28 protein-coding genes are annotated in these 26107 nt (G+C 62.9%); 6 read left to right on the top strand and 22 right to left on the bottom strand.

The features are described from left to right. Positions 1-3 precede the first annotated feature (3 nt). From lipA to M5B96_RS23380, 12 genes are all read right to left on the bottom strand, one after another. Positions 4-1029 carry a lipoyl synthase gene (lipA, locus tag M5B96_RS23435; protein WP_248799381.1) on the bottom strand — a complete coding sequence of 342 codons (1026 nt, stop codon included), beginning with the start codon at positions 1027-1029 and terminating at the stop codon, positions 4-6. Between the two features lies 1 nt (position 1030). Further along, positions 1031-1681: a lipoyl(octanoyl) transferase LipB gene (gene lipB / locus M5B96_RS23430; protein ID WP_248799380.1), complete on the bottom strand. Its 651-nt coding sequence runs from the start codon at positions 1679-1681 to the stop codon at positions 1031-1033. Beyond that, positions 1681-1956, bottom strand: a complete 276-nt coding sequence (locus M5B96_RS23425) for a DUF493 domain-containing protein (protein WP_100941582.1) — start codon at positions 1954-1956, stop codon at positions 1681-1683. Before M5B96_RS23425 ends, lipB begins: the two co-directional genes overlap by 1 nt. A gap of 96 nt (positions 1957-2052) precedes the next feature. After that, positions 2053-3216, bottom strand: a complete 1164-nt coding sequence (locus tag M5B96_RS23420) for a D-alanyl-D-alanine carboxypeptidase family protein (protein ID WP_248799379.1) — start codon at positions 3214-3216, stop codon at positions 2053-2055. Positions 3217-3397: 181 nt separating this feature from the next. Further along, complete coding sequence (locus M5B96_RS23415) at positions 3398-4414, bottom strand: septal ring lytic transglycosylase RlpA family protein (RefSeq protein WP_248799378.1); 1017 nt, start codon at positions 4412-4414, stop codon at positions 3398-3400. Further along, positions 4414-5424, bottom strand: a complete 1011-nt coding sequence (mltB, locus tag M5B96_RS23410; RefSeq protein WP_248799377.1) for a lytic murein transglycosylase B — start codon at positions 5422-5424, stop codon at positions 4414-4416. Before mltB ends, M5B96_RS23415 begins: the two co-directional genes overlap by 1 nt. A 17-nt stretch (positions 5425-5441) precedes the next feature. Next, on the bottom strand, positions 5442-6545 hold the full coding sequence (rodA, locus tag M5B96_RS23405) for a rod shape-determining protein RodA (RefSeq protein ID WP_248799505.1): 1104 nt from the start codon (positions 6543-6545) through the stop codon (positions 5442-5444). A gap of 38 nt (positions 6546-6583) precedes the next feature. After that, on the bottom strand, positions 6584-8470 hold the full coding sequence (gene mrdA / locus M5B96_RS23400; RefSeq protein ID WP_248799376.1) for a penicillin-binding protein 2: 1887 nt from the start codon (positions 8468-8470) through the stop codon (positions 6584-6586). Between the two features lie 9 nt (positions 8471-8479). After that, positions 8480-8947: a 23S rRNA (pseudouridine(1915)-N(3))-methyltransferase RlmH gene (rlmH, locus tag M5B96_RS23395; protein WP_248799375.1), complete on the bottom strand. Its 468-nt coding sequence runs from the start codon at positions 8945-8947 to the stop codon at positions 8480-8482. 9 nt (positions 8948-8956) lie between these two features. Then, a complete protein-coding gene (rsfS, locus tag M5B96_RS23390; protein WP_248799374.1) occupies positions 8957-9451 on the bottom strand; it encodes a ribosome silencing factor in 495 nt (164 codons plus the stop codon). 70 nt (positions 9452-9521) lie between these two features. Next, complete coding sequence (nadD, locus tag M5B96_RS23385) at positions 9522-10208, bottom strand: nicotinate-nucleotide adenylyltransferase (protein ID WP_177099273.1); 687 nt, start codon at positions 10206-10208, stop codon at positions 9522-9524. Positions 10209-10212: 4 nt separating this feature from the next. Beyond that, positions 10213-11484, bottom strand: coding sequence for a glutamate-5-semialdehyde dehydrogenase (locus tag M5B96_RS23380; RefSeq protein WP_248799373.1), 1272 nt, complete (start codon positions 11482-11484; stop codon positions 10213-10215). A gap of 181 nt (positions 11485-11665) precedes the next feature. Between M5B96_RS23380 and M5B96_RS23375 the strand changes: the two genes are divergently transcribed. Next, positions 11666-12361, top strand: a complete 696-nt coding sequence (locus M5B96_RS23375; RefSeq protein ID WP_248799372.1) for a DNA-3-methyladenine glycosylase — start codon at positions 11666-11668, stop codon at positions 12359-12361. Between the two features lie 133 nt (positions 12362-12494). Continuing rightward, positions 12495-13811 (top strand): bifunctional DedA family/phosphatase PAP2 family protein, encoded by a 1317-nt coding sequence (locus M5B96_RS23370; protein ID WP_248799371.1) that lies wholly within the window; start codon positions 12495-12497, stop codon positions 13809-13811. A gap of 14 nt (positions 13812-13825) precedes the next feature. Here M5B96_RS23370 and M5B96_RS23365 read toward each other — a convergent pair whose 3' ends face one another. The 5 genes from M5B96_RS23365 to M5B96_RS23345 all read right to left on the bottom strand — a co-directional run bounded on the left by M5B96_RS23365 (position 13826) and on the right by M5B96_RS23345 (position 16230). Continuing rightward, positions 13826-14059 (bottom strand): cold shock domain-containing protein, encoded by a 234-nt coding sequence (locus M5B96_RS23365; RefSeq protein ID WP_248799370.1) that lies wholly within the window; start codon positions 14057-14059, stop codon positions 13826-13828. Between the two features lie 100 nt (positions 14060-14159). Next, complete coding sequence (locus M5B96_RS23360; protein WP_248799369.1) at positions 14160-14372, bottom strand: cold-shock protein; 213 nt, start codon at positions 14370-14372, stop codon at positions 14160-14162. A gap of 181 nt (positions 14373-14553) precedes the next feature. After that, positions 14554-15144, bottom strand: a complete 591-nt coding sequence (locus tag M5B96_RS23355) for an LON peptidase substrate-binding domain-containing protein (protein WP_248799368.1) — start codon at positions 15142-15144, stop codon at positions 14554-14556. 10 nt (positions 15145-15154) lie between these two features. Beyond that, positions 15155-15871, bottom strand: a complete 717-nt coding sequence (locus tag M5B96_RS23350) for an LrgB family protein (RefSeq protein WP_248799367.1) — start codon at positions 15869-15871, stop codon at positions 15155-15157. Beyond that, positions 15868-16230 carry a CidA/LrgA family protein gene (locus tag M5B96_RS23345; RefSeq protein ID WP_248799366.1) on the bottom strand — a complete coding sequence of 121 codons (363 nt, stop codon included), beginning with the start codon at positions 16228-16230 and terminating at the stop codon, positions 15868-15870. Before M5B96_RS23345 ends, M5B96_RS23350 begins: the two co-directional genes overlap by 4 nt. 163 nt (positions 16231-16393) lie before the next feature. Here M5B96_RS23345 and M5B96_RS23340 point away from each other — a divergent pair, with 163 nt between their 5' ends. The 3 genes from M5B96_RS23340 (at position 16394) to M5B96_RS23330 (ending at position 19339) form a co-directional block, all read left to right on the top strand. Continuing rightward, positions 16394-16849: a MaoC family dehydratase gene (locus tag M5B96_RS23340; RefSeq protein ID WP_248799365.1), complete on the top strand. Its 456-nt coding sequence runs from the start codon at positions 16394-16396 to the stop codon at positions 16847-16849. A gap of 102 nt (positions 16850-16951) precedes the next feature. Beyond that, positions 16952-18670 (top strand): C13 family peptidase, encoded by a 1719-nt coding sequence (locus M5B96_RS23335; protein ID WP_248799364.1) that lies wholly within the window; start codon positions 16952-16954, stop codon positions 18668-18670. 27 nt (positions 18671-18697) lie between these two features. After that, on the top strand, positions 18698-19339 hold the full coding sequence (locus M5B96_RS23330; RefSeq protein WP_218225870.1) for an NAD(P)H-binding protein: 642 nt from the start codon (positions 18698-18700) through the stop codon (positions 19337-19339). Between the two features lie 142 nt (positions 19340-19481). On the opposite strand, the gene M5B96_RS23325 is transcribed toward M5B96_RS23330, so the two are convergent. From M5B96_RS23325 to M5B96_RS23310, 4 genes are all read right to left on the bottom strand, one after another. Beyond that, a complete protein-coding gene (locus tag M5B96_RS23325; RefSeq protein WP_248799363.1) occupies positions 19482-19769 on the bottom strand; it encodes a YceK/YidQ family lipoprotein in 288 nt (95 codons plus the stop codon). Continuing rightward, complete coding sequence (ubiX, locus tag M5B96_RS23320; RefSeq protein ID WP_103495795.1) at positions 19762-20394, bottom strand: flavin prenyltransferase UbiX; 633 nt, start codon at positions 20392-20394, stop codon at positions 19762-19764. The genes M5B96_RS23325 and ubiX overlap by 8 nt, the downstream gene beginning before the upstream one ends. After that, a complete protein-coding gene (gene mpl / locus M5B96_RS23315; protein ID WP_248799362.1) occupies positions 20391-21740 on the bottom strand; it encodes a UDP-N-acetylmuramate:L-alanyl-gamma-D-glutamyl-meso-diaminopimelate ligase in 1350 nt (449 codons plus the stop codon). Before mpl ends, ubiX begins: the two co-directional genes overlap by 4 nt. Positions 21741-21951: 211 nt before the next feature. Continuing rightward, the gene (locus tag M5B96_RS23310) at positions 21952-23868 is read right to left on the bottom strand and encodes a sigma-54-dependent Fis family transcriptional regulator (protein ID WP_248799361.1); all 1917 of its coding nucleotides are present in this window, start codon (positions 23866-23868) and stop codon (positions 21952-21954) included. 405 nt (positions 23869-24273) lie between these two features. Here M5B96_RS23310 and M5B96_RS23305 point away from each other — a divergent pair, with 405 nt between their 5' ends. Beyond that, entirely contained in the window at positions 24274-25794 is a 1521-nt protein-coding gene (locus tag M5B96_RS23305; RefSeq protein ID WP_248799360.1) for an aldehyde dehydrogenase family protein, read from the top strand. 127 nt (positions 25795-25921) lie between these two features. Here M5B96_RS23305 and M5B96_RS23300 read toward each other — a convergent pair. Further along, a partial coding sequence (locus tag M5B96_RS23300) for a hypothetical protein (protein ID WP_248799359.1) occupies positions 25922-26107 on the bottom strand: 186 nt, incomplete at its 5' end.

The raw sequence follows: 26107 nt of genomic DNA, 5'->3' as shown, positions 1-26107 counted from the left end.
GGGTTACGCTCCGGTCAGTTCAGCCTTGACCAGCTTGGCCTGCTCGTCGGCGTGGTAGGACGAACGCACCAGCGGCCCGGAAGCCACGTTCTTGAAGCCCATCTTGTAGCCTTCCTCGGCGAACCAGGCGAAGGTGTCCGGATGCACGAAACGCTGCACCGGCAAGTGGCTGCGGGACGGTTGCAGGTACTGGCCCAAGGTCAGCATATCGATGTCGTGCTCGCGCATGCGCTGCATGACTTCGATGACTTCCTCGTCGGTTTCGCCCAGGCCCAGCATCAAGCCGGATTTGGTCGGAATGTGCGGCATCATCTGCTTGAAACGTTGCAGCAGGGTCAGCGACCACTGGTAGTCGGAACCCGGACGCGCGGCCTTGTACAGGCGCGGCACGGTTTCCAGGTTGTGGTTGAACACATCCGGCGGCTCGGCGGCGGTGATTTCCAGCGCGATGTCCATACGCCCACGGTAGTCGGGGACCAGGGTTTCGAGCTGCACGTTCGGCGACAGCTTGCGGATCTCGCGGATGCAGTCGGCGAAGTGCTGGGCACCGCCGTCACGCAGGTCGTCGCGGTCCACGGAGGTGATCACCACGTACTTCAGGCGCAGGTCGGCAATGGCGATGGCCAGGCTTTGCGGCTCGTTGACATCCAACGGCTTCGGCCGGCCGTGGCCGACGTCGCAGAACGGGCAACGGCGGGTGCAGATATCACCCATGATCATGAAGGTCGCGGTACCGCCGCTGAAGCACTCACCCAGGTTCGGGCAGGAGGCCTCTTCGCAGACACTGTGCAGCTTGTGCTTGCGCAGCAATTGCTTGATGCGGTCGACTTCCGGCGAAACCGGGATGCGCACGCGAATCCAGTCGGGTTTCTTCGGCAGTTCGGTGGTCGGAATGATCTTCACCGGGATTCGTGCGACTTTCTCGGCGCCACGCAGCTTGACGCCGGTTTCGACTTTCGCACGGGCCGGGCGCTCGGAAACGTCCAGCGCCGGGATCAGGGTTTGCACAGCGTCTTGCGCAGTAGTCATATCAATCGATTCCGCCCGTGAGGGTCGTCTGCTCAGCATAGTCGAGGTGTTTGACGAGCTGCGCACGCAGCCGGGCACTTACCTCGGCAAATTCAATCGGTCCTGTGTGGTCACGCAGCTGGGTCATCGCCAGCCCCGCATAACCGCAGGGGTTAATCCGTCGAAACGGCCCAAGGTCCATATCGACATTCAGCGCCAGGCCATGGAACGAACAGCCGTTGCGAATCCGCAGGCCCAGGGAGGCGATCTTCGCGCCGTCGACATACACCCCGGGCGCGTCGGCCTTGGCCTCGGCGCTCACGCCATACTCGGCGAGCAAATCAATCAGGCAGCGCTCCATCCGGCTGACCAGCTCGCGCACGCCATAACCCAGGCGACGGACGTCCAGCAACAGATAAGCCACCAGTTGACCGGGACCATGATAGGTCACCTGGCCGCCGCGATCGACCTTGACCACCGGAATATCTCCCGGCAGCAGCACATGCTCGGCCTTGCCGGCCTGGCCCTGGGTGAACACCGACGGATGCTGCACCAGCCAGACTTCGTCCGCCAGGTCGGCATTCTTGCGCCCATCGGTGAACGCTTGCATGGCATGCCAGACCGGCTCGTAAGGGGTCTGGCCGAGCTCGCGAAAGCCCAGCACACCGCCCATCACAGCACCATGTGTACGAAACCGGTGGCCCGCAACTCGCTGTTGATGTCGTACAGCTGGTCCTGGCCGGTGGCCACGATATGCAGCTGGATCGTGGTGTACTTGCCGTTGGTGCTCTGGCGTTCATCCACGCGGTTATCGTTGATCGTCGCGTGCTTCTTGACGATCTCGACGATCTTGTCCTTGTTGCCCACCCCCGTGTCGCTGATCACCTTGACCGGGTAGTCGGTAACGGGAAATTCGATTTTCGGCGCTTTTACTTCAGTGTCTGTCATGACAATAACGGCCTCGTAAGCCCAGGCAACGGACATACCTCGCGCCCGGGTCAGGCGCGAGGTACGCAAATCGACACTTTCTGTTAATGGTCGACCTCAGTTGAACATGCCGTAGAAGAACATACGGATGCTGTCCCACAGGCGACGGAAGATACCACCTTCCTCGACTGCGTCCAGCGCGATCAGATCAGCGCTGTGTACCACTTTGTCGTCCAGTTTGACTTCGACTTTACCGATCACGTCACCCTTGGCGATCGGCGCGACCAGTTTCGGATTCATGGTCATGCTGGCGGCGAGCTTCTTGAGCTGGCCTTTAGGCATGGTCATGGTCAGGTCTTCGGCCAGGCCGGCCTTGACCTGATGGGTGGTGCCTTTCCAGACCGGAGCCTGGGCCAGTTCGGTACCCTTCTGGTAGAAGGTCTGGGTTTCGAAGAAGCGGAAACCGTAGGTCAGCAGCTTCTGGGTTTCAGAGGCGCGGGCCGATTCGCTGTTGGTACCGAACACTACGGCGATCAGGCGCTGGCCGTCACGCACCGCCGAGGACACCATGCAGTAGCCGGCTTCTTCGGTGTGACCGGTTTTCAGGCCGTCGACGGTCTTGTCGCGCCACAGCAGCAGGTTGCGGTTAGGCTGCTTGATGCCGTTCCAGAAGAACTCCTTCTGCGAGTAGATCGCGTAGTGCACCGGGTCGACGCGAATGATCGCGCGGGCCAGTACCGCCATGTCGTGCGGCGACGAGTAGTGCTCGGGGTTCGGCAGACCGGTCGGGTTCATGAAGTGGCTGTTGGTCATGCCGAGGTCGGCGGCCGTCTTGTTCATCATGTCGGCGAACGCGTCTTCGCTGCCGGCGATGTGCTCGGACAGTGCCACGCTGGCGTCGTTGCCGGACTGGATGATGATGCCGTGCAGCAGGTCGCTGACAGTCACCTGCGAGCCGACCTTGATGAACATCCGCGAACCGCCGGTGCGCCAGGCGTTTTCGCTGACGGTCACCGGATCGTTCTCGCCGATCTGCCCGCGACGGATTTCCAGGGTCGCGATGTAGGCGGTCATCAGCTTGGTCAGGCTCGCCGGAGGCAGGCGCTGGTCGCCGTTGTTCTCCACCAGCACGTTGCCACTGGCGGCATCCATGAGCACATAGGCTTTGGCGGCCAGTTGCGGCGTGGCGGGAAGGGCCATGTCATCGGCGGCCCAGGCGGCCGGCGCGACGATCAGGGGTACAAGCAGGCACAAACGTTTGGCAAAGGTGGTGATGTTCATCCGTCTCTCGAAATCGCTAATGGAAACTTGCCCTCGCGGGCAAAAATAAATCCGGCAGTTTTCCAACTGCCCCGTGTCAGGTTGCTCGCTCCACCACCCTTTCCAGGCTTTTATTATCTAACGAACCAACAACCCAGGACCCGGCCCCTTGAAAGCGGCCCAATCCACAATTGTGCCTGTGTTACTCCGACGTCACCAGACTTGGCGAACCGAGATTGGCCAGGCGCACGCTGTTCTGCACTTGCTGGACTTCACCCGGCGTGCCGATCGGCCCCATCCGCACCCGATGCAGGGTCTGCTGGTTGCGCACGAATGAACTGACGAAGACCGGCGCCTTGACCATCGAGCTTAGCTTCGACCTCAACAGTTCGGCAGCGTCCGGGTTGGCGAACGCGCCCACCTGGAGATACTGGCCAGAGGCTGGTGCAGAAGCGTTTTTTTTTGCGTCAGCCTGTACCGGCACAACGTCAGTGGCGTGCTGCTGCGGTGGCGGTGTCCACTGCTCGATCGTCCCGGTCGAGGCGCTCAGGGCCGGGGCCTGGGACTGCGCCACCTGCGGTTCGTTGAGCATCAGCGGCGCCGGACGGCCGCGCTGGGCCCACCACTCCTGCGGGTCGATGCCCTCGACCTTGACCCGCGCCGTGCCGATCTCGGCATAACCGAGCTTCTTCGCGGCGGCGTAGGACAGGTCGATGATCCGATCCGAATAGAACGGCCCGCGGTCGTTGACCCGCAGGATCACGCTGCGATTGTTGTCCAGGTTGGTCACCCGCACATAGCTGGGCAACGGCAGGGTCTTGTGCGCGGCACTCATGCCGTACAGGTCATAGACCTCGCCATTGGCGGTGTTCTGGCCATGGAACTTGGTGCCGTACCAGGACGCCGTGCCCTGGGCCACGTAGCGCTTGGAGTCGGTCAGGGGGAAATAGGTCTTGCCCAGCACCGTGTAGGGGTTGGCCTTGTATGGCCCGGTGTGCAGGGTCGGCGTGGCATCCGGGATCCGCGACACGTCGACGTCCCACCACGGCGCGCCGTCTTTATGCGCGCGGTTGATGTCCAGGCCCGGCTTGGCGCGGATGGTATTGGAGGCCGAGGACGACTGATACGGCGAGCGGCTGGTCGAACAACTGACCACCAGCACCGCCAACGCGGTGTAAGCCAACAGCTTCAGTGGTTTTGGAATCGGCAAAGCCTGCATTACTTGACGCCCCGTGCTTGGACCAACAGGTCAGACAGCTGATGCACGGCCATGGCGTACATTACGCTGCGGTTATAGCGCGTGATCGCATAAAAATTCTTCAGGCCCATCCAATACTCCGGGCCATTGTCGCCTTCCAGGCGAAACGCCGTCACTGGCATATCATCGCGCAGCGCATCATGACTCGACCAGCCCAGCGCCCGCAACTCCCCAACGGTCTTGACCGGGTCGATCCCCGGGCTCAGGCCCTGGTCGACCTGGTCGCCACGCACGTCCGCGCGACTGACCACCGGTTCCCCGGCCACCCAGCCGTGGCGTTTGAAATAGCTGGCCACGCTGCCGATGGCGTCGTCGGCGTTGGTCCAGATGTTGATATGCCCGGTACCGTCGAAATCCACCGCATAGGCGCGAAAACTGCTCGGCATGAACTGCGGCAGGCCCATGGCCCCGGCGTAGGAGCCCTTGAGGCTCAGCGGGTCGAGCTGTTCTTCGCGGGCCAGCAGGAGAAACTCGCGCAGCTCCTTGCGGAAGAACTCGGCGCGTGGCGGGTAGTCGAAGCCCAGGGTCGACAAGGCGTCGATCACCCGGTAGTTGCCGGTGTTGCGGCCAAAAAAGGTTTCCACGCCGATGATCGCGACAATCACCTGGGCCGGCACGCCATATTCCTGCTCGGCACGGGCCAGGGCCGCCTCATGCTGGCGCCAGAAGTCGACACCACGGGCAATCCGCGCGTCGGTGATGAAGATCGGACGGTATTCCTTCCACGGCTTGACCCGTTCCGCCGGGCGCGAAATCGCGTCGAGAATGCTCTGCTTGCGCTCGGCCTGACGGAACACCTCCATCAGTTGCTCGCCGGCAAAGCCATAGTCGCGGGTCATTTCCGCGACGAACTGGGCCACTTGCGGCGAACCTTCGTAATCACCGGCCAGCGCGCCCGTTCCCGCCCCCAGACAGCCGACCAGGCCTATCCAGGGCGCATACCGAGCCGCCCAACCGCGCAATACTTGCATTGAATTGTTCACCTTGCTCAAACCTGTGCGATCCACTTGCGGTGGGTATGGATCGACATCAAAACCCCAAACGCTGACAGCAGTGTCACCAGCGAAGTTCCGCCGTAGCTAATGAATGGCAACGGCACCCCTACTACCGGCAACAGACCGCTGACCATACCGATGTTGACGAAAACATACACAAAAAACGTCATGGTCAGGCTGCCGGCCAGCAGTTTGCCGAACAGCGTCTGGGCCTGGGCGGTGATCACCAGCCCGCGCCCGATCAGCAGCAGGTAGAGCAGCAGCAAGGCGCAGATGCCCACCAGGCCGAACTCTTCACCCATCACCGCGATAATGAAGTCGGTATGGCTTTCCGGCAGGAAGTCCAGGTGCGACTGGGTGCCCAGCAGCCAGCCCTTGCCGAACACGCCGCCGGAACCGATGGCGGCCTTGGACTGGATGATGTTCCAGCCAGTGCCCAGCGGATCGCTTTCCGGGTCGAGGAAGGTCAGGATCCGCTGCTTCTGGTAGTCGTGCATGATGAAGAACCACATGCCCACCGCCACCGGCACCGCCGCCGCCAGCACGCTGAGGATCCAGCGCCAGCGCAGGCCGCCCATGAACAGCACGAACGCGCCGCCGGCCAGCACCAGCAGCGAAGTGCCGAGGTCGGGCTGGCGGACGATGAGGATAAACGGCACGCCGATCAGCATCAGGCTGATCGCCACGTGCTTGAGCTGCGGCGGCAGGGTGCGCTTGGACAGGTACCAGGCGATGGTCGCCGGCATCAGGATCTTCATGAATTCCGACGGCTGGAAGCGGATCACCCCGGGAATATTGATCCAGCGCGTGGCGCCCATGGCGTTGTGGCCCATGACGTCCACCACCACCAGCAGCATCACCCCGAGCACGTAGGCCAGCGGCACCCAGCGAGCCATGAAGCGCGGTTCGAGCTGGGCGATCACGAACATCGAGACCAGGCCGATGCCGAAGGAGGTGGCCTGCTTGATCAGCAAGTCCCAGCTCTTGCCGCTGGCCGAATAAAGGACGAACAGGCTGCCGGCCGCCAGGGTCAGCAGCAGGACCAGCAAGGGACCGTCGATGTGCATGCGCTGCAACAAGGTAGCCCGGCGGCGCATCACATCTTCACTGGAGAGGATGCGGTCGAAATTGGCGATCAAGGCATCACCTGCAAGGGGGTTGAATCGGCATATTCGGGTTTGAGCTTGCCATCCGGGCCGAGCAACCAGGCGTCCATGACCTGGCGAACCACCGGCGCGGCCACGCCGGAACCGGACTCACCGTTCTCGACCATCACCGCCACGGCGATTTTCGGGTTGTTGGCCGGGGCGAAGCCGACAAACAGGGCGTGGTCACGATGGCGCTCCTGGACTTTCGAACGGTCGTATTTCTCGCCCTGCTTGATGGCCACGACCTGGGCGGTACCGCTCTTGCCGGCGATCAGGTACTGCGAACCGATGGCCGCCTTGCGCGCGGTGCCACGGGCACCATGCATCACTTGCTGCATGCCGTGGCTGACCTTGTCCCAGTCCGCCGGGTTACGCAGGACGATATCCGGCATCGGGTCGGGATCCTGTGGCTTCTGGCCCTCAATGGTCCTGGCCAGGTGCGGGCGGTTCCACACACCCTTGTTCGCCACCAATGCCGTGGCCTGGGCCAGTTGCAAGGGCGTGGCCTGCATATAGCCCTGGCCGATCCCGAGGATCAAGGTTTCGCCCGGGAACCAGGCCTGGCGCCGGGTGGTACGCTTCCATTCACGCGAAGGCATCAGCCCCGGCGATTCCTCGAACATGTCCAGCGAGACCTTCTGGCCCAGGCCGAACTTGCTCATATAGGTGGACAGCCGGTCGATGCCCAGCTTGTGCGCCAGGTCGTAGAAGTAGGTGTCGTTGGAACGCATGATCGCCGTGTCCAGGTCGACCCAGCCATCACCGGTGCGGTTCCAGTTGCGGTACTTGTGATCGTAGTTGGGCAGTTCGTAGTAACCAGGGTCGAAGACCCGCGTCGAGGCGTTGACCACCCCGCTGTCGAGCCCGGCCACCGCCACCGCCGGTTTGATGGTCGAGCCCGGCGGATAGAGGCCGCGCAGCACCCGGTTGAACAGCGGCCGGTCGATGGAATCGCGCAACTCGGCGTAGGCCTTGAAGCCGATCCCGGTGACGAACAGGTTCGGGTCGAAGCTTGGCTGGCTGACCATCGCCAGCACCTCGCCGGTGGCCGGGTCCAACGCCACCACGGCTCCGCGCCGGCCACCGAGGGCTTCTTCGGCGGCTTCCTGCAACTTGATGTCCAGGCTCAGGACAATGTCCTTGCCCGGCACCGGGTCGGTGCGCTTGAGCACCCGCAGAATCCGCCCGCGCGCATTGGTCTCGACTTCCTCGTAACCGACCTGGCCATGCAGCTCGGCCTCGTAGAAACGCTCGATGCCGGTCTTGCCGATATGGTGGGTGCCGCTGTAGTTCACCGGGTCCAGGGCCTTGAGTTCGGCCTCGTTGATCCGCCCCATGTAACCCACCGAGTGCGCGAAGTGCGCACCCTGGGGGTAATGGCGAACCAATTGCGCGACCACCTCGACGCCCGGCAGGCGGAACTGGTTCACCGCCACCCGGGCGATCTGTTCCTCGGTCAGCTCGAACAGGATCGGCACCGGCTCGAACGGCCGCCGACCCTGGCGCACGCGCTTTTCGAAGAGCACGCGATCTTCCGGGGTGAGCTGCAGGACCTCGACCAGCACATCCAGCACCTGGCGCCAGTCACCGGAGCGTTCACGGGTCACGCTGAGGCTGAAACTGGGCCGATTATCCGCCACCACGAGGCCGTTACGGTCGTAGATCAGGCCACGGCTCGGCGGAATCGACTGGACATGGACGCGGTTGTTTTCCGACTTGGTCGAGTGATAGTCGTACTGGATCACCTGGAGGAAATACAGCCGGGCGATCAGCACGCCGATCAGCGCCACCACCACAATTGCGCCGACCACGACACGGTTACGCACCAGGCGGGCGTCTTTCTCGTGGTCCTTGAGGCGAATCGGCTGGGTCATTCGGCAGGCTTATTTATGGTAAGGGTGCCCGGACAGCACGGTCCAGGCGCGATACAGCTGTTCACCGATCAGGATCCGCACCAACGGGTGCGGCAAGGTCAGCGGCGACAGCGACCAGCGCTGCTCGGCCCGCGCACAGACCTCCGGCGCCAGCCCCTCGGGGCCGCCGACCATGAAGTTGACCGTGCGCGAATCCAGCCGCCAACGATCCAGTTCGACCGCCAACTGCTCGGTGCTCCACGGTTTGCCGTGGACCTCCAGCGTGACGATCCGCTCGTTGGCACCGACCTTGGCCAGCATCGCTTCGCCTTCCTGACGGATAAAACGCGTCACGTCGGCGTTCTTGCCCCGGGTGTTAAGCGGAATTTCTACCAGTTCCAGCGCCAGTTCGGATGGCAGACGCTTGGCATACTCGTGCCAACCCTCTTCCACCCACTTGGGCATGCGTGAACCGACAGCAATCAGGCGCAGGCGCACAACGCCACCTTATTCCTGGTCTTTGTTGAGCTTGATGAAATGCTCATGGGTGTTTTCCGGGCTGTGGTGCGCGGCGCTGGCCGAACGGCTCTGCTCGGCACCCTGCCACAAGCGCTCCAGGTCATAGAACTGACGCGCGCTGGCGGTCATCATGTGGACGATCACATCGTCCATGTCCAGCAGCACCCAATCGCTGTCGCCCTTGCCTTCTTCGCCCAACGGCTTGATGCCCAGGGCCTTGACCGCTTCGCGGACCTTGTCCAGCATCGCGCCGATCTGGCGGTTGGAGGTACCGGTGGCGATGATCATGAAGTCGGTGATGCTCTGCTTTTCGCGAACGTCGATCACCAGGATGTCCTGGCCCTTGACGTCTTCCAGGGCGGCCACGGCGATCTTGACCAGCTCTTCGCCCTTGAGGGGCTCACCGCTGAGCACTTTTTCCGGCAGCGGAGCACTCTTGAACGTGCCTTTGCGCTTTGTTTTGCTTACGTCGTTGTTGGTCATATAAAACTCGTTTTGCTCATATGTTCGGGCGCTTCAATACACGACTGTTCGTGCTTTCAAGCGCGCCTTTTCAGTTCGACGCACGGTACAGCCCGTGCGCATCGATATAGGCCAGGACCGCGTCAGGCACCAGGTAACGTACCGACTTACCGCTGGCCAGCAGTTGACGGATCTGGGTGGCCGACACCGCGAGGGGTGTCTGCCAGACGAATGTAATATGCCCGCCAGGCCCCGGCAGGGCCTTCGGGTCGCTGACCGACCGCGCGGCCAGCAGGTTGCGCAAGGCATCCGGCGGTTCGCTGTCGGCATCCGGGCGTTGCAGCACCAGGATATGGCAATGCTGGAGCAACTCCTCCCAGCGGTGCCAAGTGGGCAGGCCGCAAAATGCGTCCCAACCCAACAACAAGAATAACTGGTCCTCGGCGGCCAACTCGGCGCGCATCAGTTCCAGGGTGTCGATCGTGTAGGACGGTTTGTCCCGTTGCAGCTCGCGGTCGTCCACCACCAGCGGGCTCACGCCGGCCACCGCGCAATCGACCATTGCCAGGCGATCGATGGCCGAGACTTGCGGTGTATCGCGATGCGGTGGCCGGGCACTGGGGGTCAGGCGCAACTCATCGAGGTCCATCAGTTCCGCGACTTCCAGGGCACTGCGCAAATGGCCGATGTGCACCGGGTCGAAGGTTCCGCCGAGCACGCCGATACGCCGGGGCGGAACCTGGCGCGGGCTGACGACGGCTGGCGGACGCTTGCTCACTCGATCAGACCGCGGCCTGACCGCGCAACTGCCCGTCGCCGACCACGATGTACTTCTCGCAGGTCAGGCCTTCCAGCCCTACCGGGCCGCGGGCGTGCAGCTTATCAGTAGAAATGCCGATCTCGGCACCCAATCCGTATTCGAAGCCATCGGCGAAGCAGGTCGGGGCATTGAGCATCACCGAACTGGAGTCGACTTCGGCCATGAAGGCCCGGGACTCGGCGAGGTTTTCGGTGACGATCGAGTCGGTGTGGTGCGAACCATAGTGATTGATGTGTTCGATGGCCGCGTCCAGCCCGTCGACCACGCGAATCGACAGGATCGGCGCCAGGTATTCGGTGTTCCAGTCTTCTTCGGTGGCGGCGATGGCCTCGATCACTGCCCGGGTTCGCTCGCACCCGCGCAGCTCGACGCCCTTGGCACGCAGGCGCTCGGCCATGGCCGGGAGAAATTCGGCGGCGACGGCCTGATCCACCAGCAGGGTTTCCATGGCGCCGCAGATGCCGTAACGATAGGTCTTGGCATTGAAGGCGATGTCGCGAGCCTTCGCCAGGTCGGCGTGGGCGCTGACATATACGTGGCAGATACCGTCCAGATGCTTGATCACCGGCACCCGCGCTTCGCGGCTGACCCGCTCGATCAGGCCCTTGCCGCCACGCGGCACGATCACGTCGACGTACTCGGGCATGCTGATCAGCGCCCCGACGGCGGCGCGGTCGGTGACTTCCACCACCTGCACCACCGCTGCCGGCAAACCGGCCTCGTCCAGGCCGCGCTGGATACAGGCGGCAATGGCACGGTTGGAATGAATGGCCTCGGAGCCGCCGCGCAGGATGGTCGCGTTACCGGATTTGAGGCACAGGCTGGCGGCATCGATGGTCACGTTCGGCCGCGACTCGTAGATGATCCCGATCACGCCCAGGGGCACGCGCATCTTGCCGACCTGGATCCCCGATGGCCGGTAGCTCATGTCGCGGATCGCCCCCACCGGGTCCGGCAGGCTGGCCACCTGGCGCAGGCCGACGATCATGCCGTCGATGCGCTCGGGGGTCAGGGCCAGGCGTTCGACCAGGGCCGGCTCCAGGCCATTGCCGCGGGCGGCGGCCAGATCGAGTTCGTTGGCGGCACTCAGCTCGGCGCGGGCAGCGTCCAGCGCGTTGGCGGCAGCCAGCAGGGCGCGGTTCTTCTGCGCGGTGCTGGCACGGCCGATCACGCGGGAAGCCTCGCGGGCAGCGCGACCCAGACGGGTCATATAGTCGAGAACGGACTCAGTCATGGCTCTTAAGGGGGACTTGGCAAAGAGGAAAGCGGCCGATTATAGCTGTCGCGCCGCCTCACGGACAGCGGTGCCGGGCGGATGGTCGAAATGGAGGCTAAATAGTGCGTGTTCAGACGCAATTAAGGCATAAAACGTTATGCTTCCCCTCCGACCAGCCGTCAACAGTCTCGCGCCCACGATGCCCAGTCCCACCCCCGCGCCCTTGCCGAATGCCCTGCCCGACGCTTTTTTCGACCGCGATGCACAGTTGCTCGCCCGCGAACTGCTGGGCAAAGTCATCCGCCACAAGGTCGGCGATCTCTGGCTGGCGGCGCGGATCATCGAGACTGAAGCCTACTATCTCGAGGAAAAAGGCAGCCACGCCTCTCTCGGCTACACAGAAAAGCGTAAGGCTTTGTTTCTGGATGGCGGACATATCTACATGTACTACGCCCGCGGCGGTGATTCGCTGAACTTCAGCGCCCACGGGCCGGGCAATGCGGTGCTGATCAAATCCGCCTATCCGTGGGTCGACACACTGTCCGGCGCGGCGAGCCTGGCGCAGATGCTGCTGAACAACCCGGCGGCCAACGGCACGGCGCGTCCGACCGAGAAGTTGTGTGCGGGTCAGACCCTGCTGTGCAAGGCCCTCGGGCTCAAGGTGCCGATGTGGGACGCCAAGCGTTTCGACCCGCAGGGGCTGCTGGTGGAGGATGTCGGCACCCAGGTGGCGCAGATCATCCAGACCACCCGCCTGGGCATTCCCGGCGGGCGTGACGAACACCTGATGTACCGCTTCGTCGACGCCAGCCATGCGCCGTATTGCACGCGCAACCCGCTCCGGCGCGGGCAGGTCGAAGGTCGCGATTACTACACCGTTCCACAAAACCTGTAGGAGCCGGCTTGCCGGCGATGGCGGCCGATCAGACGATGCAAGGCTCACCGAGCTCATCACCGGCAAGCCGGCTCCCACATCAAGAATGTGCAATACCGAATGTTTCTGTTTCACCTGAATAAGGAAGTCCTCGATGGGCCCATGGCTCGATAGCATCACCGCCTGGCTGACCGCCAACCCACAATGGCTGGGCCTGGCGATCGTCATCGTCGCCTGCCTCGAATGCCTGGCCATCGTCGGGAGCATCGTGCCGGGTACCGTCCTGCTGTTCGCCATTGCCGTGCTCGCCGGCAGCGGCGCCCTGCCCCTGGGCGAAACCCTGCTGCTGGGGTTCATCGGCGGCCTGCTCGGCGACGTGGTCTCCTACACCCTGGGCCGCCGCTTCCACCAGAATATCCGGCGCCTGCCGGGTCTGCGCAGCCACCCGCAATGGATGAGTGGCGCGGAAAGCTATTTCCAGCGCTATGGTATCGCCAGCCTGCTGGTCGGACGCTTTATCGGCCCTTTACGCCCGATGCTGCCGATGATCGCCGGCATGTGCGACATGCCGCTGCCGCGCTTTATCGGCGTCAGCCTGATTGCCGGTGCCGGTTGGTCGGTGGTCTACCTGCTGCCGGGCTGGGCCACCGGCGCGGCCATCCGCCTGCCCCTGCCCGAAGGGTTCTGGTCACAGGCCGGGGTAGTCGCGCTCGGCCTCGTCGCACTGATCGGGCTATGTATCCATTGCAGCGTGAAGCGCCATCCCAAGGCCACGCTGCTGATTTCAGGCTTGAGCCTGGCATTGCTGACCGGCCTGTTTCTCGGCTACCCCCACCTCACGGCGTTCGACCAGGGCCTGATAGCGCTGCTACAGGAACATCGCGACAAAGCGCTGGACGTGGCAGCGGTGATCGCCACCCGCCTCGGCGATTTCCGCATCCAGCTCATCGTCGCGGGCGCCCTCACCGCCCTGCTGTTTCTCGCCCGCCAATGGCGCCAGGGAGTGTTTTTCGGCGCCACCCTGGCGGTGACGGCATTGGCCAACACCGCCGCCAAATACTTCTTCGCACGGATCCGTCCGCAAGTGCTGGCCGAACCGATCACCAGCTTCAGCATGCCCAGCGGACACAGCTCAGGCTCATTCGCGTTCTTCCTGATGCTCGCGGTACTGGCCGGGCGTGAGCAACCGCCACGGCTGCGCGTGACCTGGCTATTGCTCGGCTGCCTGCCGGCGCTGGCAGTGGCGTTGTCCCGGGTGTACCTGGGCGCGCACTGGCCCACCGACATCCTCGCCGGCGCACTGCTCGCGGTCACGGTGCTGGCGGCCAGCCTGAGCCTCAGCCAGCGCTTCATGCCGCTACCGGCCATGCCCCCCCGGGCCTGGTGGCTGATCCTGCCGGCCGCCGTGGCGATCTATGGGCTGCATGCGCTGTGGCATTTGCCGCATGAAATCGGGCGATATGCCTATTAAGAGAGCGTTGCGGGTTAAGAGAGCATTGCGGGCGGAGCGCTGTCGAGGACTTCAAGGTTGATGGCATAGAACTGGCCATCCGCGCCCCGGACGACTTCATAGCTGACGGTGTCGCCGGCCCGTAACTTCGGCCCACCGTCGGCAGCGGATCGCACATGAAAGAAAAGCTCTCGTCCGTCCACATGCGCGGTGATCACGCCGATCCCGCCCCGGGCGGCGTCGTAACGTTCTTCGCAGTACTTATCCATGACTGTTTCCCCCAAAAAGGAAGAGGCACCCCCTGACGTCGCCCCATGAAGCCCGGTTGCCCGGAGGACGTTCGGATCGAGCGGTCTTGATAGCAGAACCTCAAATCAATTTAACGTTTTCCGCTTGTAGACCTTTTTGTCCCTGAGCAACTTCAAAACTTACCTTCTGCCCTTCGGCGAGGGATTTGAAACCAGTCGCCTGGATCGCCTTGAAATGAACAAACACATCTTGCGACCCATCATCTGGCGAAATAAAACCGAAACCCTTCGCATCATTGAACCACTTGACCCGACCTTCTTTGTGCTCTGACATTTCCAATATTCCCAGTTACTGAATGACGCAAGCTCGTCCATGGACAACTCTCGTCCCCGAGCTCCCCAAACTTTCGCCATGCAAGTCTGGAAGCATCACGCATAACCGGCTACTGTCATTTCTGACAGTTCTTCAGATTATTTTCATATAGAAACTATTCCATGCAATTACATGGACCTACTCATGCAAACAACTCCCCCTGCAACTCATCCAGCAATACCTGAATTGCATCCAGGCGCTGTTGGGGATCATCGAGTTCCAGCAGGTCGATCTTGTCCAGCTCGGAAAACGGCAGCAGATACGCCAACTGATTGGCCAGCGACTGCTGTCCGGTTGCGCTGGTCCCCATGTTCAGGGCGGCGACCATCGGGTGTTCGGCCAGCGCCTTGAGCAGCGCCACCAGATCCTCGTCCTCGTCCTGCAGCGGTTGCTCGGGGATCTCATCCAGCCACTCGACCTCGGCGACCGTCAGCTGGTCGCGCTGCAACTCGCTGTGCAGTACGCGGAAACGCCGAGCGCCTTCGACCCGGATACCCAGCAGGCCGTTGTCCTGCTGCTGGAAATCGCGGATCAAGGCTTCGCAGCCGACCAGGGCAAAGCCTTCCGGTGCATCGCCGACCTCCTGGCCCTCGAGAATACAGACCACGCCAAAACCGCTGCCCTGTTTCATGCAGCGACTGATCATGTCCAGGTAGCGCGCCTCGAAAATCTGCAAGTCGAGGATACAACCGGGAAACAGCACGGTGTTCAGGGGAAACAACGCCAGGCTCATAACAATTTCCTCAAACCACCAAAGACACCGCCAACGGCAGCAAGACGGCCGTGGCTACGCCCATCAGGCTCATTGCCAACGCTGCGAAAGCGCCGCACTCCTCACTTTCCTGCAAGGCCACCGAAGTGCCCACCGCATGGGCGGTCATGCCCAGGGCCATGCCCCGGGCTTCCGGCGCCAGCACGCCCAACCGCGTCAGCAGCCAGGGCCCGGCAATGGCGCCGATCACCCCGGTGATCAACACGAACACCGCCGCCAGCGCCGCCACACCGCCGATCTGCTCGGCGACCAGCATGGCGATGGGCGAAGTGACCGACTTGGGCAGCAGGGTCATCAGGATCATATGGTCGGCCCCGAACAACCAGCCGAGCAATACCCCCAGGCCCGTCGCCAGTACCCCGCCAATCACCAGCGTAGTAAAAATCGGCCAGAACAACTGCCGGATCCGCCGCAGGTTCAAGTACAGCGGCACGGCCAGCGCCACCGTGGCCGGCCCCAACAGAATACCGAGGATCTCGGTGCTCCTGCGGTACTCGGCGTACTCCAGGTCGCAGAGCAACAGGATAGCGACCACCAGCGCCATCGAGGCCAGGACCGGTTGCAGGAAGATCCAGCGGGTCTTCTCGAAGCCCGCCAAGACCATCTGATAGGCCCCCAGGGTAATGCCGATGCCGAACAGCGGATGATGGATCACCGCCGCCCAGGCGCCCTGCCAGTCGAGACTCATGGCTGCTCTCCGCGCCGGGCATGGCGCTTGATCAGGGCGTTCATCAAGACCCCGACGAACGCCATGGAGATCAGCACCGACAATACCAGCGCCCCCGCAATCGCCCAGAAGTCCGCGGCGATCTGCTTGGCATAGACCATCACCCCGACCGCCGGCGGCACCAGCAATAGCGGCAGATAACGCAACAGACTGGACGCCGCCTCGCTCAACGGCACGCTGACTTCGCCACGCACCATCAGAAACACCAGCAGCAGCAACAAGCCGATAATCGGGCCCGGCAACACCGGCACACACAAATGATTGAGGGCAGTACCGAGCAACTGAAACAGCACCAACCAGGTCAGACCACGTAACAACATCCGAACTCTCCCTTGAAGATGCCAGCATTATAAGCATGCCCATACACCGCCATTCGCCAAAGGTATGGTGGCTTGACCGGGCACATATCCCATGATGATCTACAGTGGATGCCAAGGGCTGCAACCCGAGGCCCGATAACTCGAAAGACCAAGGAGTGTGTCAATGCCCTATGTACCTGTAGCGCAGCTCAACGATTATGTCGGCAAGGAACTCGGATACTCCGAATGGCTCACCATCGACCAGGCGCGGATCAACCTGTTCGCCGAAGCCACCGGCGACTATCAATTCATCCATGTCGACCCGGTCAAGGCCGCGCAAACCCCGTTTGGCAGCACCATTGCCCACGGTTTCCTGTCGCTGTCGCTGATTCCGAAACTGATGGAAGACATCTTCATCATGCCCGAAGGCCTGAAGATGGCCGTCAACTACGGCCTGGACAGCGTGCGTTTCATCCAGCCGGTGAAGGTCGACTCGCGGGTGCGCCTCAAGGTCGAACTGACCGAGGTCACCGAGAAAAAACCCGGCCAATGGCTGCTCAAGGCCACCGCCACGCTGGAAATCGAAGGCCAGGAAAAACCCGCCTATATCGCTGAACCCCTGTCACTCTGCTTCGTCTGATAGCAGCTACTCACGAAACAGAGTGCACTCTGTTTCGTGCAGGACACTGGACACGCCATATTGCTACGGCATACTCGGTCCCCTAATTATCCGGATCCCGTTATGCGCCCACTCGTACCCCTTGCTTTGACCCTGCTGCTCACCGCCTGCGGTGATGGCGAATCGCTATTGCCGCCGGACGCTCGTCTGCCGGACGGCGGTCGCTATCGCGGCGAAGTGGTCAATGGGCTGTTGCAAGGCCCGGGCCGTATCGACTATCCCAGCGGCAGCTGGTACGCCGGCCAGTTCGACCACGGCCAGTGGCAAGGCGATGGCGAGTGGCATGGCAGCAATGGCGAGGTCTACAAGGGTCAGTTCCAGCAGGGCCTGTTCCACGGCCAGGGTACCCTGACCGTGCACGACAGCAACTACACCGGCGGTTTCAAGCAGGGTCGGCGCGACGGCGAAGGCACGCTCAAAGAAGCCGGCATGACCTACCGTGGCGAATTCAAGGACGACCAGTATTCCGGCCTCGGCCATCTGGAACTGGAAGACGGCAGCCAGTACCAGGGGGAATTCGCCCATGGCAAGCCCAACGGCGAGGGCCAGCGCAGCGATGCCAACGGCAACCTGTTCACCGGCCACTTCGTCAACGGTCAACTGGAAGGCGTCGGCACCTTCAACAGCGCCGACGGCGACCAATATGCCGGTGGTTTCAAGCACAACCAGCTGAATGGCAAGGGTCGCTACGAAAACGCCGACGGCGATGTCTGGATCGGTGAATTCAAGGATGGCGTGCTCAACGGCAGCGGCCAACTGATCGGCGTCGACGGCAGCCATTATCGCGGCGAGTTCAGCGAGTGGCGCTTCAATGGCCAGGGCCATTTGAGCCTGGGCGACGGCAGTGTCTATATCGGCGAATTCGCCAGCGACACCTACAACGGCCGCGGCAGCCTGACCCTGGCCGACGGCAGCGTGCAAAGCGGTATCTGGACCAATGGCCAGCGGGTCCGCGATGCCGACGGCAAGCTGCTGCCCGACCTGCTGGAGATCGGCCTGCTGGCCCAGGGCCCGCTGCTGGAAAAAGCCCTGGCCGCAGTGCCGGCCTCAACCCCGGCGATCGAACTCTACAGCCTGGTGCTGGCCGGCGACGGCAAGCAAAGCGTGTTTATGCGCGAAGCCGATTACGTCAACCAGATGCTCGCCACCCGCTTCGGTGCCTATGGCCAGATCAGCCTGGTGAACCATCGCGACCACCTCGGCGATCGCCCGATGGCGACCCGCGAGAACCTGCACCGCGCCGCCCAGACCCTGGCTGAACGCAGCGGGCCGGAAGACCTGATCTTCATCTACCTGACCAGCCATGGCACCCATGAACACGAGTTCGTGCTGGATCAGCCACGCCTGGAACTGGCCGACCTGCCGGCCGACGAATTGGCCTCGGCGTTGGCGCCGCTGAAAAATCGCGACAAGGTCATTGTGATTTCCGCCTGTTATTCCGGCGGTTTCATCCCGGCGCTCAAGGATGAAAAAACCTTGATCATGACTGCGTCCCGCGCCGACCGGGTGTCCTTCGGCTGTTCCGAAGAGGCGGATTTCACCTATTTCGGCGACGCCCTGTTCGCCCAGGCGCTGAACCAGACCGACGACCTGCAACAAGCCTTCGTCCTGGCCAAGGCGCATGTCGCCGAGCGCGAGCAGGCGGACAACTTCGACGCTTCGGAACCGCAGATCTGGGCGCCCCGGGGCGTGCTGGCGCATTGGCAGTCGCTGCGCAAACAACAGGCAAGAAAAGCACTACAAAGCGCATCCGCGGACAGCAAGACAGCCAAGAGCAACTAAGCTGAACAGTATCAAGGGAGGTATTTTATGTACTTGACGCCTCAGCATATCCTGCTCGCTGGAGCCACCGGCCTGACCGGTGAGCATCTACTTGACCGCCTGCTCAACGAGCCGACGGTGACCCGTGTACTGGCGCCCTCGCGCCGACCGCTGGCCGAGCATCCGCACCTGGAGAATCCGGTAGGTGACCCAGCGATTTTCCTGCCGCAGTTGAGCGGCCGTGTCGACCTGGCAATCTGCTGCCTGGGCACCACCATCAAGCTGGCCGGTTCCGAAGAAGCGTTCCGCGCCGTGGACCACGACATGGTCGTGGCCTTCGGCAAGCGCGCGCGGGAAATGGGCGCGCGGCATCTGATCGTGGTCAGTGCCATCGATGCCGACCCGAAATCCAAGGTGTTCTATAGCCGGGTCAAGGGCGAGATGGAACAGTCGCTGCGGGCGCAGAACTGGCCGCAGCTGACCATCGCCCGGCCTTCGTTGCTGCTGGGCGAACGGATCGAACCGCGCCTGGCGGAGCAATTGGCGGCGCCGCTGTCGAAACTGATTCCAGGGAAGTATCGCGGCATCGAGGCCTGCCAACTGGCCCGGGCGCTATGGCGCCTGGCGCTGGAGGAACAGGATGGCGTGCGGATAGTCGAGTCGGACGAGTTGCGCCGACTGGGTAAATAACACGGCCCCATCGCCCCCGCAGCAGAGCAATGAAATGCATACCTTGTGGGAGCGGTGCTTGCCCGCGAAGCTTTTAGTGGCCTCACCGCCGTCTTCACGGGCAAGCTCCGCTCCCACAGTTCATCACTCGGCCCTACAGGCGCTACAACCCACCTGTCGCCTGATACCCCACACCCAGTACCGTCAACACCGACAGCGGCAGCAGCAGCGTATCCAGCAACGCGCTGGCCGGCAGATCCACCCCGGGATAACTCGGCGCCTGCGCGCCGAAGCGGTCATAAGCGCAACAACCGCCCTGCAAGGCATACAGGTCCAGGCGCATCCCCGAATACACCACCGGCGCCCCGGCCTTGCCGGCATCCAGGGTGCGCACCGTCGCACAACCCACCAGTTGCAGTACCAGCAGCAGGCACAGCAGCGGCTTACTCATCGCTGCTCAAATGATGCTCACCCCAACGCGGCAGCATGTCCTGGGGAATATTCAACAGGTTGAGAATCCGTGCCACGACAAAATCCACCAGGTCATCGATGGTCTGCGGCTGGTGATAGAAGCCCGGCGACGCCGGCAGGATGGTCACACCCATATTCGACAGCTTGAGCATATGCTCCAGGTGAATGCTCGAATACGGCGCCTCGCGCGGTACCAGGATCAGCTGGCGGCGCTCCTTGAGGGTGACATCCGCCGCCCGCTCGATCAGGTTGTTGCAGGCACCCGTGGCAATGGCCGACAAGGTCCCGGTGGAACACGGCACCACGACCATCGCCGCCGGCGCGCCGGAACCCGAGGCTACCGGCGACATCCAGTCTTCCTTGCCGTACACCCGAATCTGCCCGGCTGCCGCGCCGGTGTATTCGGTGAGAAAGGCTTGCATCATCTGCGGCTTGGCCGGCAGCGCCACGTCGGTCTCGGTGGCCATTACCAACTGCGCGGCCTTGGAGATCAGGAAATGCACCTCGCGGTCCTCGCGCACCAGGCAATCGAGCAGGCGCAGGCCATAGGGCGCGCCGGAAGCGCCGGTCATCGCCAGGGTGATGCGCTCCGGTCCATTGTTCATTGCAGCGCCTCGGCCAGTTTGCCGTGCAGGCCGCCGAAGCCGCCGTTGCTCATGATCACCACGTGGGTCCCGGGTTTGGCCTGGCTTTTCACCCGTTCGATAATGCCTTCCAGGGAATCGCTGACGATGGAAGGTACCGAACACAGCGCCGCCGTGGCGCCCAGGTCCCAGCCAAGATTGGCCGGCGCATACCAGATCACCTGGTCGGCCTGGACCACGCTGTCCGGCAAACCATCGCGGTGGGCACCAAGCTTCATCGAGTTGGAGCGCGGCTCGATAATCGCAATCAGCGGCGCATCGCCGATTTTCTTGCGCAAGCCATCAAGGGTGGTGGCAATCGCCGTCGGATGGTGGGCGAAGTCGTCGTAGATCGTCACGCCATGGACTTCGGCAACCTTTTCCATCCGCCGCTTCACGCTCTTGAAGGCGCTGAGGGCGGCGATGCCCATCGCCGGCACCACGCCGACATGCCGCGCCGCCGCCAGGCTGGCCAGGGCATTGGCGACGTTGTGCTGGCCGGTCAGGTCCCATTCGACCACGCCTTGGGCCACGCCGTCGAACATCACCTCAAACCGTGAGCCGTCTTCGCTGAGCAACTTGACCTGCCACTGGCCGCCGGCGCCGGTGGTCTGCACCGGGGTCCAGCAGCCCATTTCGATGACGCGCTGCAGCGCCGGCTCGGTGGTCGGATGAATCACCAGCCCCTCGCTCGGAATGGTTCGCACCAGATGGTGGAATTGCCGCTCGATCGCCGCCAGATCCGGGAAAATATCCGCGTGATCGAACTCCAGGTTATTCAGGATCGCGGTACGCGGGCGGTAATGGACGAACTTGGAGCGCTTGTCGAAAAAGGCGCTGTCGTACTCATCGGCCTCGATCACGAAGAACGGTGTGCTGCCCAGGCGCGCCGACACCGAGAAATTCTGCGGCACACCGCCGATCAGGAAACCCGGGCTCATGCCGGCGTGTTCCAGTACCCAGGCCAGCATGCTGCTGGTGGTGGTCTTGCCATGGGTACCGGCCACGGCCAGGACCCAGCGACCTTGCAGCACATGGTCCGCCAGCCATTGCGGGCCAGACACATAGGGCAGGCCTTTGTTCAACACGTACTCGACCGCGGGATTGCCACGGGACATGGCATTGCCGATCACCACCAGGTCCGGGGCCGGATCGAGTTGCGCCGGATCGTAGCCCTGGGTCAGCTCGATGCCCTGGGCCTGGAGCTGGGTACTCATGGGCGGATAGACGTTGGCATCGGAACCGGTGACGTGATGACCCAGTTCCTTGGCCAGAACGGCCATCGAACCCATGAACGTACCGCAGATACCGAGAATATGAATGTGCATAGTCGACCTCGTAAAACGTGGTCGCAGGTTAGCCCAGGGCGGGGGAAATCGCACCTGGAGTTTCGGGCTCAAGGATGCCTTCGCTGGCAAGCCCTGCTCCTACAGTTATGCGTCACATGTGCCATGGCGTTACAACACAAATCCTGTAGGAGCAGGGCTTGCCCGCGAAGGCGTCAGTACAGGCGCACTTGTACTCAAGGCCGAAGCAGGTCTAGCGGGCGATCCCGTGCTTGCGCAACTTGCGATACAAGGTGTTGCGACTCACCCCCAACTGCTCCGCCGTATGGGTCATATGCCAGCGCTGCTGTTCCAGGGCATTGAGCAAAGCCAGGCGCTCGGCGTCTTCCAGGGGATGCGCGGACGGCTCGTCGACCGCCACCGTGACCAGGCTTGGCCGCGCCTGGCGGATCAGCGCCGGCAGGTCCTCAACACCGATCCGGCCGTCCTCGCACAACGCCGCCAGCGTGCGCAACACCGTGCGCATCTGCCGCACATTGCCCGGCCACTCGAATGCCAGCAGCGCCTGACGCGCCGCCGCGTCGATCAATACCTGCTGCTCGCCGGCCTCTTCCGCCAACAGGAAATCCAGCAACTGCGATTTGTCGCTGCGCTCACGCAGCGCCGGCAGGCCAACCTCCAGCCCGTTGAGCCGGTAGTACAAATCCTCGCGGAAGCTGCCGTCGCCGACCCGCTCCATCAGGTTGCGGTGCGTGGCGCTGATAATGCGCACATTGACCGCCTCCGGCTCGCCGCCGATGGGCACCACCTGGCGGTCCTCCAGCACCCGCAGCAAGCGGGTCTGCAAAGCCAGCGGCATATCGCCGATCTCATCGAGAAACAGCGTGCCGCCGTCGGCCTGTTGCAGCTTGCCGCGCATGCCTTCCTTGCGCGCGCCGGTAAAGCTGCCGCCGCGATAACCGAACAGCTCGCTTTCGATCAGGCTCTCGGGAATCGCCGCGCAGTTGAGGGCGACAAAGGCTTTCCCGGCGCGCTGGCTGGACTGGTGCACCGCCTTGGCGAAGGCCTCCTTGCCCGAACCGGTTTCGCCGTTGATCAGCAATGGCACATCGCGTTCGAAGACCCGCAGCGCCCGGCGAAAATCGCTCTGCAAGGCCGGATCGCCGAGACAGATGCTCGACAGCTTCGCTCGCTCCAACGGGGCCGGTGTCGGGACCAACACCTTGGGCACGCTGCGCGGCTGGCCGCGTAGCACCGCGAACAGGGCCCGCCCGTCGCGGCTGCGCAGCGGCCAACTGGCACTGGCCTGGGCACTGGCACGGCCGAGCAGTTCATCCAGCGAACAATCGAAGAACACCTCCACCGGCTGGCCCAGCAAACCGCTGCGGCCATGCCCCAGCAGGTTCAGGGCACTCTGGTTGACCGCACTGATCCGACCTTCGCCGTCGAACGCCAACAAACCCTCGCTGAACAGCCCCACCGACTCGGCCTGCAAGTGGAAACGCAGCAGCCAATGGTTTTCGTAATGGCGCAGGAAATAGCAGCTCTCGATCATCTTCGCCGAGAGGTTGACCAGCGCCATGGTGTGGAACTGGCTCTGGCGCGACACCTCCGGGCGGGCCGAGGACACATCGAGCACTGCCATCAATTCGCCATGAGGATCGAAGACCGGACTCGCGGAACAGGTCAGGCCGGTGTGACGACCGCGAAAATGTTCATCCTGATGGATAGTCAGGGACTGGCGCTCCACCAGGCAGGTGCCGATGCCGTTGGTGCCTTCGCAGGCTTCGCTCCAGTCGGCGCCGAGCCAGAGGCCGGCGCGCTCGAAGATCTTGCGTTCGGCGGGCGCGGTAACGCAGTTGAGGATCACCCCGCGGGCATCGGTGAGCAACACCGCGTGACCGGCGCCGGAGAGCTGCTGGTGCAGGCTGGTCATTTCATTGCCGGCGATCTGCAGGACCTGGCGCAGGTGCTCGCGGCTTTCCAGCAGGCGCCCATGTTCGAGCACGGTGGGGGCGATGCTCAGCGAGGGGTCGAGGTGATAGTCCTCCAGGCAACGCAGCCAGGAGCGGGCGATGGACGGATCACTGCCGGGGCCGCCCGGACGGGCCTTGCCCTGGGTCACGGTCAACACCTGCTGGGCGTGGCGAGTCAGATGGTTGTTCTGCATTTCTTATTATTCTCCCGACCTTGCAGGAGCCGGCTTTCCGGCGATGGGACCAATGAGCCTTGCATCGCCTGATCGGCCGCTATCGCCGGCAAGCCGGCTCCTACAGGGGTTCGTGGTGTCCGAAAAATATCGTGCGCATTCACCTGGATGCCCAGCATCCTCCAGCGCCGCGAGCAATGCAATCATCCCGCGACCGCCGAGTCACAGGCCGCGCCAAATCCGGTACAAACTGTCACCCCCGCTGTATCACCACTGTCGCAACAACCCCGCCATCCGTCACCGCGCACCTCGGCCAAAGGCTCTGGCGCCCGGCCCACCACGCACTGGCCCGACCTTTGCTCTACGCTTATGAAGCGCTCAAGCGCGTACTCCCTTATAAGCACAATAGCCAAGGAGACACACACCATGCGTTACGCCCACCCTGGTACTGCCGGCGCCATCGTTACGTTCAAGGCCAAGTACGGCAACTACATCAATGGCGAATTCGTCGCGCCTGTCGACGGCCAGTACTTCACCAACACTTCCCCGGTCAATGGCAAGGCCATTGCCGAATTCCCGCGCTCCAACGCCAAGGACATCGACAAGGCCCTCGACGCCGCCCACGCCGCCGCCGATGCCTGGGGTGCCACTTCGGTCCAGGCGCGTTCGCTGGTCCTGCTGAAAATCGCCGACCGTATCGAACAGAACCTGGAAACCCTGGCGATTACCGAAAGCTGGGACAACGGCAAGGCCGTGCGCGAAACCCTCAACGCCGACATTCCGCTGGCCGCTGACCATTTCCGCTACTTCGCCGGTTGCCTGCGCGCCCAGGAAGGCAGCGCCGCGGAAATCGACGGCAACACCGTGGCCTATCACATCCACGAGCCGCTGGGCGTGGTCGGGCAGATCATCCCGTGGAACTTCCCGATCCTGATGGCCGCCTGGAAACTCGCCCCGGCCCTGGCCGCCGGCAACTGCGTGGTACTCAAACCGGCCGAGCAAACCCCGCTGGGCATCACCGTACTGATGGAACTGATCGGCGACCTGCTGCCACCCGGCGTGCTGAACGTGGTGCAAGGGTTCGGCAAAGAAGCCGGCGAAGCCCTGGCCACCAGCAAGCGCATCGCCAAGATCGCCTTTACCGGCTCGACCCCGGTCGGCTCGCACATCATGAAATGCGCGGCCGAGAACATCATCCCGTCCACCGTGGAACTGGGCGGCAAGTCGCCGAACATCTTCTTCGCCGACATCATGAAAGCCGAGCCGAGCTTTATTGAAAAGGCCGCCGAAGGCCTGGTCCTGGCCTTCTTCAACCAGGGCGAAGTCTGCACCTGCCCATCCCGTGCCCTCATTGAAGAGTCGATCTACGACGAGTTCATGCAAGTGGTGATGAAGAAAGTCGAGCAGATCAAGCGTGGCGACCCGCTGGACACCGACACCATGGTCGGCGCCCAGGCTTCCGAGCAGCAGTTCGACAAGATCCTCTCCTACCTGGAAATCGCCAAGAAGGAAGGCGCGCAATTGCTGACCGGCGGCCAGGTGCAGAAGCTCGAAGGGGATCTGGCCACCGGCTACTACATCCAGCCGACCCTGCTCAAGGGCACCAACAAGATGCGTGTGTTCCAGGAAGAAATCTTTGGCCCGGTAGTGAGCATCACCACCTTCAAGGACGAAGCCGAAGCCCTGGCGATTGCCAACGACACCGAGTTCGGCCTCGGTGCGGGCCTGTGGACCCGTGATATCAACCGCGCCTACCGCGTGGGTCGGGCAATCAAGGCCGGGCGCGTCTGGACCAACTGCTACCACCTGTACCCGGCGCACGCCGCGTTCGGCGGCTACAAGAAGTCCGGCGTGGGTCGCGAAACCCACAAAATGATGCTCGATCATTACCAGCAGACCAAGAACCTGCTGGTGAGCTATGACATCAATCCACTTGGGTTCTTCTAAACCCTGAGACCGCCTTCGCGGCGGTTCGGCGTCCCGAAAAGCTCCGCTCCCACAGTGTCCGAGTCGAATCCAAAAGCTGTAAACGACCGAAAACCTGTGGGAGCGAAGCTTGCCCGCGAAGAGGCCATCACTGACACCCTGAAAATAACGCCTGGCCGCTCTGGCACGGGCTTTGCGTGCACGCTGTACCAAAAATCGATACCCGCAAGTCCAACAACCCAACAATAAAAATGACAAGCGAGGACTTATGACAACCCAAACAGAACTCAAACCCACCCTCGGCACCCTGCACCTCTGGGGCATTGCCGTGGGC

Origin of the sequence: Pseudomonas sp. MWU13-2105 (assembly GCF_023242315.1) — a bacterium.
In the GTDB taxonomy this organism is placed as follows: Bacteria; Pseudomonadota; Gammaproteobacteria; order Pseudomonadales; family Pseudomonadaceae; genus Aquipseudomonas.
This window is presented reverse-complemented; position numbering and strand designations above follow the sequence as displayed.

What these genes read in the sequence shown, in the direction of transcription:
- M5B96_RS23330 (WP_218225870.1), top strand. Translation starts at nt 18,698, where the DNA reads ATGTACTTGACGCCTCAGCATATCCTGCTCGCTGGAGCCACCGGCCTG.
- M5B96_RS23360 (WP_248799369.1), bottom strand. Translation starts at nt 14,372, where the DNA reads ATGTCAGAGCACAAAGAAGGTCGGGTCAAGTGGTTCAATGATGCGAAG.
- M5B96_RS23370 (WP_248799371.1), top strand. Translation starts at nt 12,495, where the DNA reads ATGGGCCCATGGCTCGATAGCATCACCGCCTGGCTGACCGCCAACCCA.
- mpl (WP_248799362.1), bottom strand. Translation starts at nt 21,740, where the DNA reads ATGCACATTCATATTCTCGGTATCTGCGGTACGTTCATGGGTTCGATG.
- rsfS (WP_248799374.1), bottom strand. Translation starts at nt 9,451, where the DNA reads ATGACCAACAACGACGTAAGCAAAACAAAGCGCAAAGGCACGTTCAAG.
- rodA (WP_248799505.1), bottom strand. Translation starts at nt 6,545, where the DNA reads ATGCGCCGCCGGGCTACCTTGTTGCAGCGCATGCACATCGACGGTCCC.
- M5B96_RS23415 (WP_248799378.1), bottom strand. Translation starts at nt 4,414, where the DNA reads ATGCAGGCTTTGCCGATTCCAAAACCACTGAAGCTGTTGGCTTACACC.
- lipB (WP_248799380.1), bottom strand. Translation starts at nt 1,681, where the DNA reads ATGGGCGGTGTGCTGGGCTTTCGCGAGCTCGGCCAGACCCCTTACGAG.
- M5B96_RS23380 (WP_248799373.1), bottom strand. Translation starts at nt 11,484, where the DNA reads ATGACTGAGTCCGTTCTCGACTATATGACCCGTCTGGGTCGCGCTGCC.
- M5B96_RS23335 (WP_248799364.1), top strand. Translation starts at nt 16,952, where the DNA reads ATGCGCCCACTCGTACCCCTTGCTTTGACCCTGCTGCTCACCGCCTGC.
- ubiX (WP_103495795.1), bottom strand. Translation starts at nt 20,394, where the DNA reads ATGAACAATGGACCGGAGCGCATCACCCTGGCGATGACCGGCGCTTCC.
- lipA (WP_248799381.1), bottom strand. Translation starts at nt 1,029, where the DNA reads ATGACTACTGCGCAAGACGCTGTGCAAACCCTGATCCCGGCGCTGGAC.
- M5B96_RS23325 (WP_248799363.1), bottom strand. Translation starts at nt 19,769, where the DNA reads ATGAGTAAGCCGCTGCTGTGCCTGCTGCTGGTACTGCAACTGGTGGGT.
- M5B96_RS23425 (WP_100941582.1), bottom strand. Translation starts at nt 1,956, where the DNA reads ATGACAGACACTGAAGTAAAAGCGCCGAAAATCGAATTTCCCGTTACC.
- M5B96_RS23355 (WP_248799368.1), bottom strand. Translation starts at nt 15,144, where the DNA reads ATGAGCCTGGCGTTGTTTCCCCTGAACACCGTGCTGTTTCCCGGTTGT.
- M5B96_RS23345 (WP_248799366.1), bottom strand. Translation starts at nt 16,230, where the DNA reads ATGTTGTTACGTGGTCTGACCTGGTTGGTGCTGTTTCAGTTGCTCGGT.
- M5B96_RS23340 (WP_248799365.1), top strand. Translation starts at nt 16,394, where the DNA reads ATGCCCTATGTACCTGTAGCGCAGCTCAACGATTATGTCGGCAAGGAA.
- M5B96_RS23305 (WP_248799360.1), top strand. Translation starts at nt 24,274, where the DNA reads ATGCGTTACGCCCACCCTGGTACTGCCGGCGCCATCGTTACGTTCAAG.
- M5B96_RS23375 (WP_248799372.1), top strand. Translation starts at nt 11,666, where the DNA reads ATGCCCAGTCCCACCCCCGCGCCCTTGCCGAATGCCCTGCCCGACGCT.
- M5B96_RS23365 (WP_248799370.1), bottom strand. Translation starts at nt 14,059, where the DNA reads ATGGATAAGTACTGCGAAGAACGTTACGACGCCGCCCGGGGCGGGATC.
- M5B96_RS23350 (WP_248799367.1), bottom strand. Translation starts at nt 15,871, where the DNA reads ATGAGTCTCGACTGGCAGGGCGCCTGGGCGGCGGTGATCCATCATCCG.
- mltB (WP_248799377.1), bottom strand. Translation starts at nt 5,424, where the DNA reads ATGCAAGTATTGCGCGGTTGGGCGGCTCGGTATGCGCCCTGGATAGGC.
- mrdA (WP_248799376.1), bottom strand. Translation starts at nt 8,470, where the DNA reads ATGACCCAGCCGATTCGCCTCAAGGACCACGAGAAAGACGCCCGCCTG.
- M5B96_RS23420 (WP_248799379.1), bottom strand. Translation starts at nt 3,216, where the DNA reads ATGAACATCACCACCTTTGCCAAACGTTTGTGCCTGCTTGTACCCCTG.
- M5B96_RS23310 (WP_248799361.1), bottom strand. Translation starts at nt 23,868, where the DNA reads ATGCAGAACAACCATCTGACTCGCCACGCCCAGCAGGTGTTGACCGTG.